This window comes from Photobacterium sp. HL06 (assembly GCF_059552575.1).
In genome coordinates, this window is sequence record NZ_CM183915.1 from 2,445,195 (window position 1) to 2,459,067 (window position 13,873).

Annotated in this window: 13 protein-coding genes and 1 pseudogene; 7 read left to right on the top strand and 7 right to left on the bottom strand. The window is 42.0% G+C overall.

Going from position 1 to position 13,873, the window contains the following annotated elements; genetic code table 11:
- Positions 1–58 precede the first annotated feature (58 nt).
- Complete coding sequence (locus AC51G0_RS29055; RefSeq protein ID WP_496303003.1) at positions 59–991, bottom strand: alpha/beta fold hydrolase; 933 nt, start codon at positions 989–991, stop codon at positions 59–61.
- 172 nt (positions 992–1,163) lie between these two features.
- Here AC51G0_RS29055 and AC51G0_RS29060 point away from each other — a divergent pair, with 172 nt between their 5' ends.
- Positions 1,164–1,883, top strand: coding sequence for a helix-turn-helix transcriptional regulator (locus AC51G0_RS29060; RefSeq protein WP_496303004.1), 720 nt, complete (start codon positions 1,164–1,166; stop codon positions 1,881–1,883).
- A gap of 43 nt (positions 1,884–1,926) precedes the next feature.
- Here the strand turns inward: AC51G0_RS29060 and AC51G0_RS29065 are convergent, their stop codons facing one another.
- Positions 1,927–2,247, bottom strand: a complete 321-nt coding sequence (locus AC51G0_RS29065) for a YybH family protein (RefSeq protein WP_496303005.1) — start codon at positions 2,245–2,247, stop codon at positions 1,927–1,929.
- A gap of 444 nt (positions 2,248–2,691) precedes the next feature.
- On the opposite strand from AC51G0_RS29065, the gene AC51G0_RS29070 reads away from it, so the two are divergent.
- Positions 2,692–3,264, top strand: coding sequence for a YdeI/OmpD-associated family protein (locus tag AC51G0_RS29070; protein ID WP_496303006.1), 573 nt, complete (start codon positions 2,692–2,694; stop codon positions 3,262–3,264).
- Between the two features lie 197 nt (positions 3,265–3,461).
- Positions 3,462–4,484 carry an AraC family transcriptional regulator gene (locus tag AC51G0_RS29075; protein WP_496303007.1) on the top strand — a complete coding sequence of 341 codons (1,023 nt, stop codon included), beginning with the start codon at positions 3,462–3,464 and terminating at the stop codon, positions 4,482–4,484.
- Between the two features lie 90 nt (positions 4,485–4,574).
- On the opposite strand, the gene tnpA is transcribed toward AC51G0_RS29075, so the two are convergent.
- A complete protein-coding gene (gene tnpA / locus AC51G0_RS29080; protein WP_496303008.1) occupies positions 4,575–4,859 on the bottom strand; it encodes an IS66 family insertion sequence element accessory protein TnpA in 285 nt (94 codons plus the stop codon).
- Between the two features lie 467 nt (positions 4,860–5,326).
- Entirely contained in the window at positions 5,327–5,500 is a 174-nt protein-coding gene (locus AC51G0_RS29085) for a hypothetical protein (RefSeq protein ID WP_496303009.1), read from the bottom strand.
- Positions 5,501–5,784: 284 nt separating this feature from the next.
- Between AC51G0_RS29085 and AC51G0_RS29090 the strand changes: the two genes are divergently transcribed.
- The gene (locus AC51G0_RS29090) at positions 5,785–7,731 is read left to right on the top strand and encodes a hypothetical protein (protein WP_496303010.1); all 1,947 of its coding nucleotides are present in this window, start codon (positions 5,785–5,787) and stop codon (positions 7,729–7,731) included.
- Between the two features lie 141 nt (positions 7,732–7,872).
- Positions 7,873–8,340, top strand: coding sequence for a GNAT family N-acetyltransferase (locus AC51G0_RS29095; RefSeq protein ID WP_496303011.1), 468 nt, complete (start codon positions 7,873–7,875; stop codon positions 8,338–8,340).
- Positions 8,341–9,537: 1,197 nt separating this feature from the next.
- On the opposite strand, the gene AC51G0_RS29100 is transcribed toward AC51G0_RS29095, so the two are convergent.
- The gene (locus tag AC51G0_RS29100; RefSeq protein ID WP_496303012.1) at positions 9,538–10,467 is read right to left on the bottom strand and encodes an NADP-dependent oxidoreductase; all 930 of its coding nucleotides are present in this window, start codon (positions 10,465–10,467) and stop codon (positions 9,538–9,540) included.
- 68 nt (positions 10,468–10,535) lie between these two features.
- Positions 10,536–10,958, bottom strand: a complete 423-nt coding sequence (ohr, locus tag AC51G0_RS29105; protein ID WP_496303013.1) for an organic hydroperoxide reductase Ohr — start codon at positions 10,956–10,958, stop codon at positions 10,536–10,538.
- Positions 10,959–11,086: 128 nt separating this feature from the next.
- On the opposite strand from ohr, the gene ohrR reads away from it, so the two are divergent.
- The gene (gene ohrR / locus AC51G0_RS29110; RefSeq protein WP_496303014.1) at positions 11,087–11,524 is read left to right on the top strand and encodes a transcriptional regulator OhrR; all 438 of its coding nucleotides are present in this window, start codon (positions 11,087–11,089) and stop codon (positions 11,522–11,524) included.
- Positions 11,525–11,788: 264 nt separating this feature from the next.
- Here the strand turns inward: ohrR and AC51G0_RS29115 are convergent, their stop codons facing one another.
- Positions 11,789–12,358 carry a hypothetical protein gene (locus AC51G0_RS29115; protein WP_496303015.1) on the bottom strand — a complete coding sequence of 190 codons (570 nt, stop codon included), beginning with the start codon at positions 12,356–12,358 and terminating at the stop codon, positions 11,789–11,791.
- A 158-nt stretch (positions 12,359–12,516) separates the two neighbouring features.
- Here AC51G0_RS29115 and AC51G0_RS29120 point away from each other — a divergent pair.
- A pseudogene (locus AC51G0_RS29120) lies at positions 12,517–12,992 on the top strand (NnrU family protein).
- Positions 12,993–13,873: the final 881 nt, after the last annotated feature.

Genomic DNA, 13,873 nt, shown 5'->3' on the forward strand with positions numbered 1-13,873 from the left:
AGAGTCAACCCAAATTAATGAGTAATGCTCCCGAAGTGTTCCGAGTTGCATTAGTACGTCATTTATTAAGCCAGCTCAAGATTGCCCGATTTGTTTCTTCCGGTAACTCTTGCTGTATCCAATGACCACAGTCTAAATGGATGACTTGTACATTGGGTACGAATTCTTTCAGATTTTCTGGTTGAGGTATCATATCCCGATCACCATAAATCATAAGTGTCGGATGCTGGATCACAGGGTTTACATCTGCCAATTGGTGCCAGTTCCGGTCAAGATTTCGATACCAGTTGATACTACAGTTAAACCCCGAAGCTCTAAAGGAAGAGACATAGACGTCTAATTCAGACTCACTCATCACAGGGTTCCCAGAAGCCGTTTCCGATAACGCCAGATTTATCATCATCATGCCGGACTCGACACCTGGAGTGGGAATATCTTTTCTGTATAGGTTATGAAGAAACTGAAATGTGTTCTCTTCTAGTATGGCATCAGCAACCCCCGGTTGTTGATTAAAATGAACAAAGTAATAATCCGGGCCGAGTAGTTGTGACATGAGATCTATCCAGGGCATATCACCGCGTTCCTGATAGGGCAAGCTCAGGTTTATTACCTTGCTAACACGTGTGGGGTGTAATAAAGCTAGTCCCCAGACAACCATTGCCCCCCAATCATGACCAACAAAAATGGCATCGTCGTATCCATAGTGATCGAGCAGGGCAACAAGGTCACCGGACAAATGTTCGATATCGTAAGCCGCTACTTCTTTCGGGCATGAGGAATTACCATACCCTCGTTGATTAGGAATAATGACGTGGTAACCCTCAGCAACAAGGGCTGATATCTGGTAACGCCATGAAAAAGCAAGCTCTGGCCAGCCATGGCAAAGTATAATTGGCTTTCCAGCGTGTTGCTGACCAGCTTCGAACACTTCTAGCTCGATATTATTGACCGGAATTAACTTGGGCGTGGGAAAGTGATTAAAATCTAACATAGTCCTTCTCCTCAGTGGTGACATGGTTGGTCTTACAATTAAGATATGCAGCTGTCTACTAAGATAATTGTCTGGGTCGAACACAACATTTGGATCCACTGACAAACAATGTTAAGTAATGTATAACTTAATGGTGACACCAGTTGACACTAAATATCAGGAACCGTGAAAAATGAACGTTAGAGTACGACAAGACGCTATCATTCGTAATCTTCGACGAAATGGAACATTAACCATTGCGGGTTTGGCTGAAATTGTCGGCGCATCAAGGCGTACAGTACTAAGGGATATCAGTACGTTGAGAGAAGAAGGGTTTGTTATTCACTCGGAAGCAGGGCCTGGCGGGGGGCTTCGACTTGAGCCTCAGTCCGTCCTAACCAGCGCTCGAATTTCTGTTGTCGAGGTATTTTCTCTTATCATCAGTGTGACTGCGATGCGATCAACTGGTAGCATGCCTTTTTCATGTATTGCAGATACCGGTTTAGCAAAAGTTGAGGAGTCTTTGTCGTCAGACAAGATTAAAGACCTGCGCCGCTTGTTGGATGGTTTATATATTGGAAAGCTCGCACCAGATGTTGATACTGCGAACATAGGAGAGATAGATACCAACCTTTTGCCTGTTTTCGAAACAGCTTTTTTACAACGACAAATCATCCGTTTCAAATACTTTGATGCGAAAGGTGTTACTACGAGTCGTGAAGTAGAGCCGCAAGCCATACTGATTCTATGGCCTCTCTGGTATCTGGTAGCATGGGATCCACTACGAAATGATTTTCGTCACTTTCGTATGGATAGAATTAAATTGCCTGAGCTTGTTGAAGGTAGTAAATTTCGCCAGCGTTACGTAGCATTTGAAGACGACGTTTCTGAATATCGTAACCTGGCTCGATGACTACCGATTGGCAGTTTATGTCGTATTAATGTAAGTCCTAACATTAACTCTGGTTCGGGACTTGGATAATGTCATGCCCGTATGAGTTATCAATAGAGTACAACCAATGACCATCCCGCTCCTTTTTAAAGACATAGGTTGCTTTCCTGATAACCTCCGGGTAGTTCGGCGCTGACACAACAGTATTCGCCAGCACCAAAGCGGTATCACCAGACTCTAGAATTTCTAAACCGTTTTGGTGGACTCTCAGCCCGTTTCTGAAATAAACAGTTATAGCCTCAAACGCTTTTCTGATGGCTTGTTTGCCTACAACGTTTTTGCCTGGCTCGACAACTAAGACTGCATCCCAAGTATAGATAGACATTGAGGTATCAAAATCTTCTGCAACTATCGCTTTTTCAGCTTTTTCTATTTGCTTGATTATAGGGTGAGGCTAAAGTTCACACAAACTTTTCTTTGAACATCTAATATTGGTGTCAAAATATGTCACCAACACTTTTTATAATCCTCGTCATCCTAAGTTAAAAGGGTAGGCGCCTGCCAGGGTTGTAGCAGGGTGAGAGCACACTAACTTTGTCGCTCGAGTTATGAGCAAAAAGCTCATCATTAGAGCAACTCAAAGCGAGTGAAATTGAACTCTTTGCTGTCAAAAGCGCTGGAATTCAATCTGAGCTACCTGGCGAAAAAAAATTGGGCAAAGTATGCTCCCGCCCTGAGGGTTGTGGTGAGGTGTCCAATTTTAAACCGTTTATTCGTTTCACCTTAGAAAGCACAAAAACACCGAAGCGAGTGAGTTTGGAGACAATAAATGTCAGCAGTCATATTTTTTAAGAATCAGGGAGAAATGCATGCCTGGTTGGAGTTAAATCATGCTCAGGAAACTGAGATTTGGGTGGGATTTTTTAAAAAAGGTTCTCGGAAGTTAAGCTTTACATGGTCTGAATCAGTTGATGTCGCGCTTTGTTTCGGTTGGATCGATGGCATTCGAAAATCAATAGATGAAGAGAGTTATAAAATTCGTTTCTCACCTAGGAAAATAGATAGTGTTTGGAGTGCTGTGAACGTAAACAAAGTGCAGAATCTTCTAAAAATGGGGAAAATGAGACCGGAAGGCATTTTGTTATTTAACAATCGAAATGATGTGAAAGGCTATTCCTCTGAACAAAGAAATGTCCCGCTAGATAAAAAGTATGAAGAATCACTTAAGGCGAATGCACCCGCCTGGCAATACTTTACTAATTTAGCGCCTTCGTACCAAAGAGATTCGATATGGTGGGTTATGACAGCGAAGAAAGAAGAAACTCGTCATAAAAGATTGTGTCTACTAATTGAATCATCCGCAGCAGGTCAAAAAATACCTATGTTACGTAAACATAAGTAAAAATGGTTCTTGCTCACTATACGCTAACAAAGTGATGAACATTACTAATGTTTACGTTGGATTAGAAAGCGGGGGTAGGTCAGATGTATAAATCCGGCAAATATTTTTGTTGATCTAAATCAAATGTTAGAGCAGGGTGGGTCGGGTGTCTAGCTTGGCTTAAGCTGGTCAAATACGGAAAAGAAGGAAGTTTGAAGTTGTCAAAATCTGATAGTAATAACAATGTTTCTGTAGCTGCGGTTCTTGACCTCGTTGATGAACTTAACACGCTTAATTTGGAACACAAGGAAGCGAGGTTACAACAGCTATTACAGAAGTTCCCTACCCTTGATTTGATCGATCGGTTACCAATCGCTGATTATTTCTACCTTTGGGAAGTGATTCGCGATAACCATTCTATTCCGGAGATCGGGCTCACGCTCGGTCAAAAGATTAAACCAAGTTCTAAAGGTGTATTAGCTAGCTGGGTTAGTCAAACAAGCTCTCTAGCTGAAGCGGCAGATACCTTCATTGAGAACACATCTCTAATGAATACCGCAGAACAATGGCAAATGGATAACGATGGCTCCACTTGTACTCTAAAGCTAACTGTTCATCAATGTGATGAGTACCCTATGCTGGCCATCGAAAGAAGTATGAGTGCAATTGTTGCTTGGGCCAACTTACTAAGCGGGAACAAGGCCAACATATCAAGGGCAAGTTTTACTTTTGATGCTCCGAAATATAAAAGCAAATTCGCACCGATATTTGGAAAAAATATAACTTTTTCATCCAACGTCAATTCACTAGAGTTTCCTTCGGCGTTCTTAGAAGAACCAATCCAAACGAGCAGTCAGCTCCTTAAAAGCATCGCAGAGCAAAAAGCCAAAGAGGTATTGGTCACTATTCAGAGCGATTCAATTACCAAGGAAAAGACAAAGGCCTTAGTCGTTGATTGCTTGATTAAGGGTCAAACCCCCTCTATCGATGTGGTTGCCCAGCAATTGCACATGAGCAGGCAAACACTCTATCGAAGGCTCAGAGAAGAAGGTTCGAGCTTCAAAGAAATTGTTGACCAAGCCCGTAGAGAAAGAGTTAAAAGCTTGATTAATTCTGGTCAGTTTAGTATTACCGAAATATGTTTTGGCCTTGGATTTAAAGAACCATCAAGCTTCTACAAAGCATTTAAAAGGTGGTTTGGAGTGACACCAGCACAGTACATTAATGGTTTACTAACTTGAGATCGGTTTAAGCCATCGCTATCAACTCTGTCTTTTCATTGTTTGTGATGTTAAGTGTACACAGCCAAATCCGGTTAGCACCGGATTGGCCTAGCATGCGGGGCGCATCCGGAGAACCACTCCCAGGCCCAACTCAAGCTCAATATCCCAGGCTGTCGGTTCAGAATGACGCGGCTCGTCTGGTTGAATTATCTCCACAAACATGGGCTGTGGCTCTGAAGGCTGAACTTGTTCACTCAGTTGTTTGCGACGTTGATAGAAAGGGGTAGGGTTAATCTGGTGAAAACGGCAGAAGGAAGCGACACTCATGTCTGAGGTGTTGAACTGCTCGATGATTTGGGTCCACTGCTCGCGATTGCGGTATGTTCTGGCCATAACTTTTTGCTCCGTTGAGAAAGCATATTCTCAACTTAGCCGTTGCAGAAAAATGGCTAGAGGTCTCAGAATGACCGCTTACCTCTCTTGGTCGAAAGATCTGCTCTCGGAACCAGCTTTTAGTTCCCTTCTTTTTGAACCCGAGCTCAGGTTAACTAGATAATTTTGTGACTCGGATTCGAATCTAAGGTTATTTTTATATCTGACAAACAATTCTTTGCTGCTAACTCCTTGACCGTACAACTAGGCTGAGTAATCGACAGTACTTGCTCATCAAGCCTTATAACAATCTCTATCAGTTGGTCAATAATGTATAAATAGTTGAGTGCATAGAAGTGCTCTCTTAAAACTTCAATGAGTTCAGCTGAGACTATAGAAAGCTCCCCTTTGTAACCTTATATTGGTATTCAATTATCATCATCCCCCCAACGATGGCAATTGCAAAGCATCCGCTGGAACTACTGGGTTTAATCCCGACAATCATCCTGCTTATCAAACCAGTAAACGACATTGTGAGCGACCACAATACTGCCTGAGACGAGAACGCTACCCACACTATATAGCCCTGCACCTAATATGCTTGCACAACGTTCATTTTCACAGGCTGCAAATTCGGCTACTTCCTTTGACTCTAACTCCATATGCCTTATTGCTATCCCGCAAACTTCATCATAAACAGGGATTAGATGGGCTTTATCTTCATGTTAAGTCCCTCATTTGTCGGCATTTATAGACAAAATTAAGTCGCTGGAAGTATGTAGAGGGTTAATCTATCAAACAAATAGAACGGCAATTATGTCTATCGGTGACAATCTATTGTCCTTTGGTTTCAGTTTATTTCGCTGGCTTGTGTTCAAAGCTTATTATTTAGTATCGTCATAGCGTTATGTAGTGTTAGCAGTTGAACGGAAAACATAGGTACTAAATGAAAAATGTATTAATCACCTTTTGGTGTCAAAAAATATTCGTCATGTTTATAACGCTCGTACTGATGGTGGGCTGTGGCGGTTCTGATGATGAAACACCATCTGTATCACCCCTGTCGTCCTTTAATCTGATGTCAATAGACAATTCGGGAACTGATAATAAAGAAGTAGTGATTAGCTGGGGCCCGGCATCAAGCCAAAGTGGTATTGAGTATAGTGTCTGTGAAAAAGATATCACTATGGCAAATGGCTGCAAAAATTTGGTGACGGTGACAGATTCCTTAAGTGCGACTGTAGCTGTGTCAAATCTCGTTGAGGCTGTAACTACTGATTATTTTGTGATTGCCTCTAATAGTTCAGGAGCGGTCGTGAAGTCCAATGAAATGAGAATTGACTCGACCACGTTAGTTGAGTTAGTCGGTTATTTCAAAGCAAGTAACACCGGGGTGGATGATGCATTTGGTTTCAGTATTGCGCTTAGTGGGGATGGTTCAACCCTAGCAGTCGGTTCAAGTGAGGAAGACAATGGAGTTAGAGGTATTATTGCTGATGGCTCAGAGACTACTGACACTGGTACAGCATCGAACAGTGGTGCTGTCTATATTTATCGAAACCTCGACAGTGGCTGGGCGAAAACAGCTTACATAAAGGCGTCTAATGCCGATGAGGGAGACAGGTTTGGATACAGTCTAGCTCTGAACGATGATGGTTCGTTGCTAGCTGTGAGTGCGCCAACAGAAGACAACAGTGCTACTGGCATCTTGGTTGATGGTTCAGAATCTTCCGATTCCGGCACCGCTTTTGAATCAGGTGCCGTATACTTGTTTAATCGAACAGAAGAGGTTTGGTCGCAGTCTGCTTATGTTAAAGCTTCAAATACAGGTCAGTTTGATGAGTTTGGTCGTAGTATTGCCCTTAGTCGTGATGGTTTGACACTGGCGGTATCGGCGATCGCTGAAGATAATGCTGCTAGTGGTATTATTACTGACGGGTCTGAAGTCATTGATACAGGAACAGAGTCTGCTTCTGGTGCGGTTTATATATTTAACAATGCAGGAAGTGGCTGGTCTCAGACTGCATATCTTAAGGCGTCAAACACAGGTAGTAATGATCTGTTTGGTTATAGTATTGCGTTGAGTGATGATGGAGAAACCCTGGCTGTGGGAGCGCCGAGTGAAGATAATGGGTTATCTGGCACGGTTACCGATGGTTCTGAGTTAATAGATACTGGTTCTAAATCAGGCTCTGGAGCGACTTATCTGTTTAGTAAAGCATCCGGGAATTGGACTCAAACTGTCTATATCAAAGCATCAAATAGCGATAGTGGCGACTATTTTGGAAGAGTTGTTGCTTTGAGTGGTAACGGATTGAAGTTAGCAGTAGGCTCCGTAGATGAAGATAATGGAGCAACAGGTATTCATACAGATGGTTCAGAGCTCACTGATACTGGGATAAAGCCGGATTCAGGTGCTGTTTACCTTTTTGATAATAGTTCGGGAAGTTGGGACCAGTCTAGTTACATCAAAGCATCAAACTCGAGCAGTAGCGACTACTTTGGTGGTGGGATATCGTTTAATTCTGATGGGACCGCTTTAGCAATAGGCGCATACGGTGAAGATAATAATGCTACGGGTGTAATAACGGATGGATCCGAAGTTATGGATAGCAATTCACTTACAAACTCTGGTGCTGTTTACCTATTTCGCTACAGTGGAGGAAACTGGGCCCAAACAGCATATGTTAAAGCGTCAAACCCTGGAGTAGGTGACTTCTTTGGTAGTAGTAACCTTGGACTAAGCCGCTCGTTAGCATTCAGTGCAGACGGTAACACATTGGTCGTAGGCTCCCAAAATGAAGATAATGGAGCAGTTGGTGTTGTCAAAGATGGTTCTGAGGGTAGCGACACGGGGGCTATGAGTAATTCTGGGGCTGTTTACCTGTATTAGTAGGGCGCTTTTTTGGTGTTTTAATGCAGTGATCTGACTCATGTTGCTGCTTGTAAAATTACTTTTCCTGTCTAAAAGAGACTTCAAATTTTATGGTGTAGGCACCAAAGTCTCTGTTTGAGAACATCGGTATTTAGTCCTATGGAAATTCAGAACTATACGCCAGATAGAGCAACCGAAGTCACGGATTTATACCATCAGTCTGTGCATTCGATAGACTCTTCTGTTTACACTCAGGAACAGAAAGAGGTTTGGGCTCCAACACCACCAAATTATGCATTCTGGGAGCAGCGACTAATTGATAAGAAACCATATTTGGCCATTATTGATAACCAAGCCGCTGGTTTTATCGAACTAGACATTGACGGGCACATAGACTGTACGTATACACACCCTAGCTATCAGAGGCAAGGTGTTGCTTCAGCTCTCTATGAACACGTGCTCAGCATAGCAAGGTCTAGAAGGCTTTCTCGGCTTTACGTTGAAGCTTCATTGGTTGCACTACCGTTCTTTGAAAAAAGAGGATTCGCAATTGTCAAAAGAAATGAGATATACAGACAAGGCTTAACGCTCATTAACTTTGATATGGAAATGCTTCTAGGTAACTAAAACTAGCCTCTTTGACCCCTTAGGAGTATGGATTTTTTTGGTTTATTCAGGCATCTATCATCTCTCACTACCCTGTGATCCTTCATTGTTTTTTGATACTTGCCTATGCCACGGTACTTGGTTAACTCGACTTAAATGGTTTGGTCGATATTTTAATGGGTGGTTACCTGGTTACTAAAGGTTATATCAGAGATACTGACATTAATGGGAGAAAAAACTGAGACTAGATTACGGAAAAAACTTTATAGTTTTACGTATTGTTGGATTTTGTATTGCTACTTCGCTTGTTTATAGAATATCTTCAATCGTTATAACATATCAACCGGGTATGATGAGTCCGGTTTCGATTGGGGACCTTGTTGTATTAGCGTTAAGCACGCTCATTGCTTTCTATTGCTTAACGGCGTATTGGCGCGTGGAGTTCAGCGTAGACCAAGTCGTTTCAGAATACGGTTTCCCGTTATGGCGAAACACAAAATGTTATCCAAGTATCAAAAGTATTGAGTTTAAAGTTGATTTTATTGAAGTTAAGAATGGACCTGATAAAGCATATATCCGAGTTGATTTGTCAGTTCATGGACGTGAACGTCCATTCCCAGTTTGTTCATTATATCAGGTCCGTGAGAGTATGTTTTTTATGGAAGATTACTTTAAAAATAGACATAACACCGAAATATTCAAGTTTAAATCTGATGTGAGTAGACTTAAATGTTTGTATCCTCGGATATCAATCACATTAGATGAAAAAGTCGCCTCTTTTTACGAGTCGCTAACTTCGGAAATGTTTCCATGGAATTAAGGTAGAGCAACTTGTCAGTATTAAAGATTGCAGTTTTCAGTCAAGAAATACCCGTAATGTTGTAACATTGGCTCGTTACTTCTTCCAGTGCCGTTGGGGGGGGATCTGCCCCAGCAAGATTGGACACTAAGCTAAGCGACTTTTCCATACTTATAGTTATCCATAATTTACTAATTTAGAAAAAATACTAGCACGTTTTTGTCCAGAAGTGTTACACCATAACCTTGGAGCCTATGTGATCACCAAGCGATTCTGTCGTACTGTTCTGTTGTACTGTTTCCAGAAATCGATTTACGTACCCTAAATCTGGATCAATAGAGCCTTAAAATAAAAATACCCAAGTCACATTAAGCAACTTGGGTAAAAGACATAACCTTACGGAGCCTATCGAATTCGTTTTAGCTGACGTCGATAGCAATCTTACCGCGTGTACGGCCTGATTGGCTTTTCTGGTGTGCTTCGGCAATCTTTTCTAAAGGGAAACGATGCTCAATCAATGGACGAAGTTGGTCAGATTCGACCAGCTTATTGAGTTCAGTCAGTATACGTCTACTTGGTTCAATGAAGACGAATGCGGCTTGTACGTTGTGCTCTTTTGCCGTTTCTTCACTTGGTGGCTCGACAACTGAAACCATTATGCCTTCTGGCTTAAGCAGAGACCAAGACGACTGTTGTACATCTCCACCCATGGTATCAAGCACTACATCTACTGGTGAAATTTGCTCACTTAATGGTGCTTTTGCATAATCAATCGCTTCATCTGCACCAAACTGAGTCAGAAGATCCAGATTAGCTGAAGATGCGGTTGCAACGACGGTCGCGCCTTTTGCTTTTGCTATTTGAATGGCTAGGTGACCCACACCGCCAGCGCCTGCATGGATAAGCACGCGTTGACCTGCTTGAATATTGGCGACATCGACAAGACATTGCCACGCAGTAATACCCGCGAGTGGTAGGGTTGCAGCCTGTGCAAAGTCGAGTTTGGTTGATTTCAGCACGGCTTCGTCTGCTTTGACGGCGATGAAATCAGCATAACTGCCATTACGCGCAATATCTGGTCGGCTAAATACTTCGTCACCTACTGAGAATTGACCAACATTTTCGCCGACTTGGGTCACGATACCCGCTACGTCCCAGCCCAATGTGACAGGCAGATCGTATGGAATGAAATCTTTTAAATAACCCTCACGGATCTTCCAATCAACAGGGTTTATTGCGGCGGCCTTTACTTGAATGAGAATATCGTCAGCATTGATTGTCGGTTTATCGATCTGCTCTAACGTTAATGTCTCAGTGCCGCCATATTGGTGAATTCTTACTGCGCGCATAAATTGTCCTTGTATTTTTTAACGTATCTGTGGCGATGCCGCCTAATTTGTTGGCTTTAACCTTAGGACTAAAGCGCTTGTCCGTTAACCGACAGTTTCACATCAATATTGCCGCGAACCGCATTTGAATATGGGCAGACCTGGTGAGCTGTTTTCACAAGCGTCACGGCTTGTTCTTGTTCTAAATCTAGTTCAATTGATAAAGAAACGGTTAAAGCAAAACCGCCGCTTTCATTTGGTCCTATGCCGACGATTGCGGTTGTTGGAGCCGATGCGATTTTAATTTTCATCTCTTTGGCTACGTGAAGTAGAGCATTTGAGAAACACGCAGAATAGCCTGCAGCAAACAGCTGCTCAGGGTTAGTTGCAGCACCTGTTCCACCCATTTCTTTAGGGTAACTCAACGCAACTGAGAGTAAATTATCATCAGTAGAAACTTGGCCATTACGACCTGCAGTAGCGGTTGCAGAAGTTGTGTAGAGTGTCGTCATTGTTTTGCTTCCCATTATTAATTGCTCGCTATCTGATTGCGCACAATCTAACTTTAAGGTGAGTCTAATTGATAAAATCTCAATGTGCAAGTATATTGTGCGCAATATAATTGGTTAATGAGGTGATCATGAGTGACCAAGATGAATATCTAAAGCTAGACAATCAGGTGTGTTTTGCGCTTTATAGTGCGTCAAATGCAATGAGTAGAGCTTACCAACCTTTGCTTAAAGCACTTGATCTCACCTATTTACAATACATTGTGATGATGGTGCTTTGGGAGCAACAAGAGATCAATGTAAAAACGCTGGGTGAGAAAACACATTTGGACTCAGGGACATTAACGCCATTACTCAAGCGTTTGGAAGCGAAAGATTACGTGCGCCGTACCCGAAGCGTTGAAGATGAGCGAGTTCGACTTATCACGTTAACAACAGCGGGGATTGAACTAAAAGAGCAGGCGCACAGAGTGCCAGTCGAAATGTTTTGTCTTTCCAAGATGAATGAAGAAGAGCTGAGATTATTAAAAGCGCTGTGTGAGCAATTGCTTGGTAACTTAACTAAGTGAGTCATGGAGTGGTGAAAGTTGAATTACATGATGAGACTTTCTTTACTTTTGATTTAGTCTTAGTCGATGGCGAGTCAGGTGATCACAAAATATACCATTAGGGCAGAGGTATCCCTTTTGTATAATAACTCTGATCTTACTATAGCTCTGTATTCAGTTGGAGTAATGCCGACCTTTTTCTTAAACAGGTCGGCAAAACCAGGGGGGGGATATTCAAATCTGAGCGAGTATGCAATAGCCGCAACAGAAATATTTACAGGGTCTCTAGGAGGCAGGAACTAGCACTTGCTGAAGGACTTTTAACGCCTGTTTTTCCTCCTCAGAGAGTGCGACTGGCGTACAACGGGGATCGGTTTTCTGAATGGCCGTTATCATGGTATCGGTTAGACGAATCGGATCACACCCATGATCTTTTTCACATATCATATCAAACTGCGGCTTAGCTTTAACGTGGCAGGCAAAACAGTTACCGCCAAACCGGTTAACCACGTCAACAAAACCTCTTCCTCTGATTGTCGAACCCTGCTTTGATACATCCAACTCAATAAACTCCCAGTCTTTTGTTGCCGGACTAAAGCCCTTTTCCCTTTTGATCATCACCTCGGTTGGTACCAGCTGAACGACTGAACCTTCAGGATATACACCGCCAGTCTCTGAAAGCGCCACCTGCTTGGTTGCTTCAATATGACCATTAAGGTTATCTACAAAAAAATGTTTCACCGGTGTCATCTCCTGAATACACCTGAAGGTGTCACCGTTTATCTCTTTCGTGTCTGCAACCGCACTGGCTGTGATAATAATGCTCAATGTAGATAAAAGTTGAATCAATCTCATCGTTTATTTCCTTAAAAAAACTCTTGGTTAGTTTTGTCATACATGCAGTGACTTTATCACTCTTTTAATTGTGCGCTATTTGACTTTGCACAATTCTTATGTCTTTGAGCAACGTTATCGTGAGTTTTAATTTTCAGACTTAAAAAGGAAATATTGGTATGTTGAGTTTAATCATAGGCTTATTTCTGTTTCTCGGGATTCATTCAATATTTATCATTGCTGAAAATTTCAGAAACAGTATGGCAGCAAAGAGCGAGAACGGATGGAAAGCCATTTATTCACTCATATCCGTTGTTGGTATCGTATTTATCGTCAAGGGGTATACTGCACTTAGGTTCGAGCCTGTACTTCTATACGTAACACCTTACTGGTTAAAACATCTGACTTACTCGCTGATGCTGCCAGCTATGGTACTTTTTGTAGCTCCTTATCTACCAGGCAAAATAAAGCAAGTAACCAAGCATCCCAGTTGATTGCTGTGAAACTATGGGCATTCAGTCATCTGCTGGTAAACGGCATGCTAGCCGATGTAATACTTTTAGGGGCGTTTATAATCTGGGCTGGTGCTGACAGAATCTCGATGAATAAAAGGAAGCCGCGTGTGTCGTTCCAGGGTTTAAAGCGAACGGAATAAATGACGTTATTGCTATCATTCTGGGTGTGGTTTTAACAGGTGTATTTATACTTTATCTGCACCAATTATTGATTGGCATGCCATTGGCAATTTGAGCTATAGACCTTTGAAGGTCAGCTTCCATATCAATGACGAGTAAAAATTGCCCAATTTGGCGGCCATCTTTGATTTCTATTTGCGCTAGCTTATCGGTTAGGCGAGGCTTTGTTGAAACTCTGTGTTAATGATCAATTATTCCATTAACACAGAATTCAGTTATCACGGCCAATCTATTTATACAGGTTGGCCGTTTTACAAATCCCTTACAAACACTATGACGCCAAATGCCATCATTTCAAGAAGTTAAGTTCACAAGAAGTTAAGTGGTACGTCAAAATCGATTTTGCCCTTTTACAAGTTAACGTATTTGCTAAGTGACAGTTCGTGATACTGAGTTTTAGATATATTTACTAATGTCAGGCGGTCAGCCATTCATGATAAGAAATAATCAGAAGAGAGCGTTCAGTATCGATTCAGCTCTAGTCTAACGTATCATCTATCATCTATCATCTATCATCTATCATCTATCATCTATCATCTTAAGTTACAGTTCCGTATGTGGCTAGTAATTTATCTCTGACTAGCTATCCTAGCTTTTTTAGATAGATAGGCTGTAACAGTGATGACTACGAACTTTATAGTTAAAGCAATTGAGAAGAACATTTTTGTTGAACTATTGAATAAGAGCGAGGAGCAACTCGAAGAAGTTAATGCTAGATGGCTGATTGCAGACTCAAAGCCAGGCTACCCTTGTCGGGTATCTTTGAAAGAGGCTGAAGTTGGAGAGAGAGTTTAGCTCGTCCCTTTCAAATATCATGATGTTCAATCACCTTATCAAGCCT

Bases quoted from the DNA above. Each gene is read 5' to 3' on its own strand.
- AC51G0_RS29115 (WP_496303015.1), bottom strand. From the start codon at position 12,358: ATGAGATTGATTCAACTTTTATCTACATTGAGCATTATTATCACAGCC.
- AC51G0_RS29070 (WP_496303006.1), top strand. From the start codon at position 2,692: ATGTCAGCAGTCATATTTTTTAAGAATCAGGGAGAAATGCATGCCTGG.
- AC51G0_RS29055 (WP_496303003.1), bottom strand. From the start codon at position 991: ATGTTAGATTTTAATCACTTTCCCACGCCCAAGTTAATTCCGGTCAAT.
- AC51G0_RS29085 (WP_496303009.1), bottom strand. From the start codon at position 5,500: ATGGAGTTAGAGTCAAAGGAAGTAGCCGAATTTGCAGCCTGTGAAAAT.
- tnpA (WP_496303008.1), bottom strand. From the start codon at position 4,859: ATGGCCAGAACATACCGCAATCGCGAGCAGTGGACCCAAATCATCGAG.
- AC51G0_RS29095 (WP_496303011.1), top strand. From the start codon at position 7,873: ATGGAAATTCAGAACTATACGCCAGATAGAGCAACCGAAGTCACGGAT.
- AC51G0_RS29100 (WP_496303012.1), bottom strand. From the start codon at position 10,467: ATGCGCGCAGTAAGAATTCACCAATATGGCGGCACTGAGACATTAACG.
- AC51G0_RS29065 (WP_496303005.1), bottom strand. From the start codon at position 2,247: ATGTCTATCTATACTTGGGATGCAGTCTTAGTTGTCGAGCCAGGCAAA.
- AC51G0_RS29060 (WP_496303004.1), top strand. From the start codon at position 1,164: ATGAACGTTAGAGTACGACAAGACGCTATCATTCGTAATCTTCGACGA.
- ohrR (WP_496303014.1), top strand. From the start codon at position 11,087: ATGAGTGACCAAGATGAATATCTAAAGCTAGACAATCAGGTGTGTTTT.
- ohr (WP_496303013.1), bottom strand. From the start codon at position 10,958: ATGACGACACTCTACACAACTTCTGCAACCGCTACTGCAGGTCGTAAT.
- AC51G0_RS29090 (WP_496303010.1), top strand. From the start codon at position 5,785: ATGAAAAATGTATTAATCACCTTTTGGTGTCAAAAAATATTCGTCATG.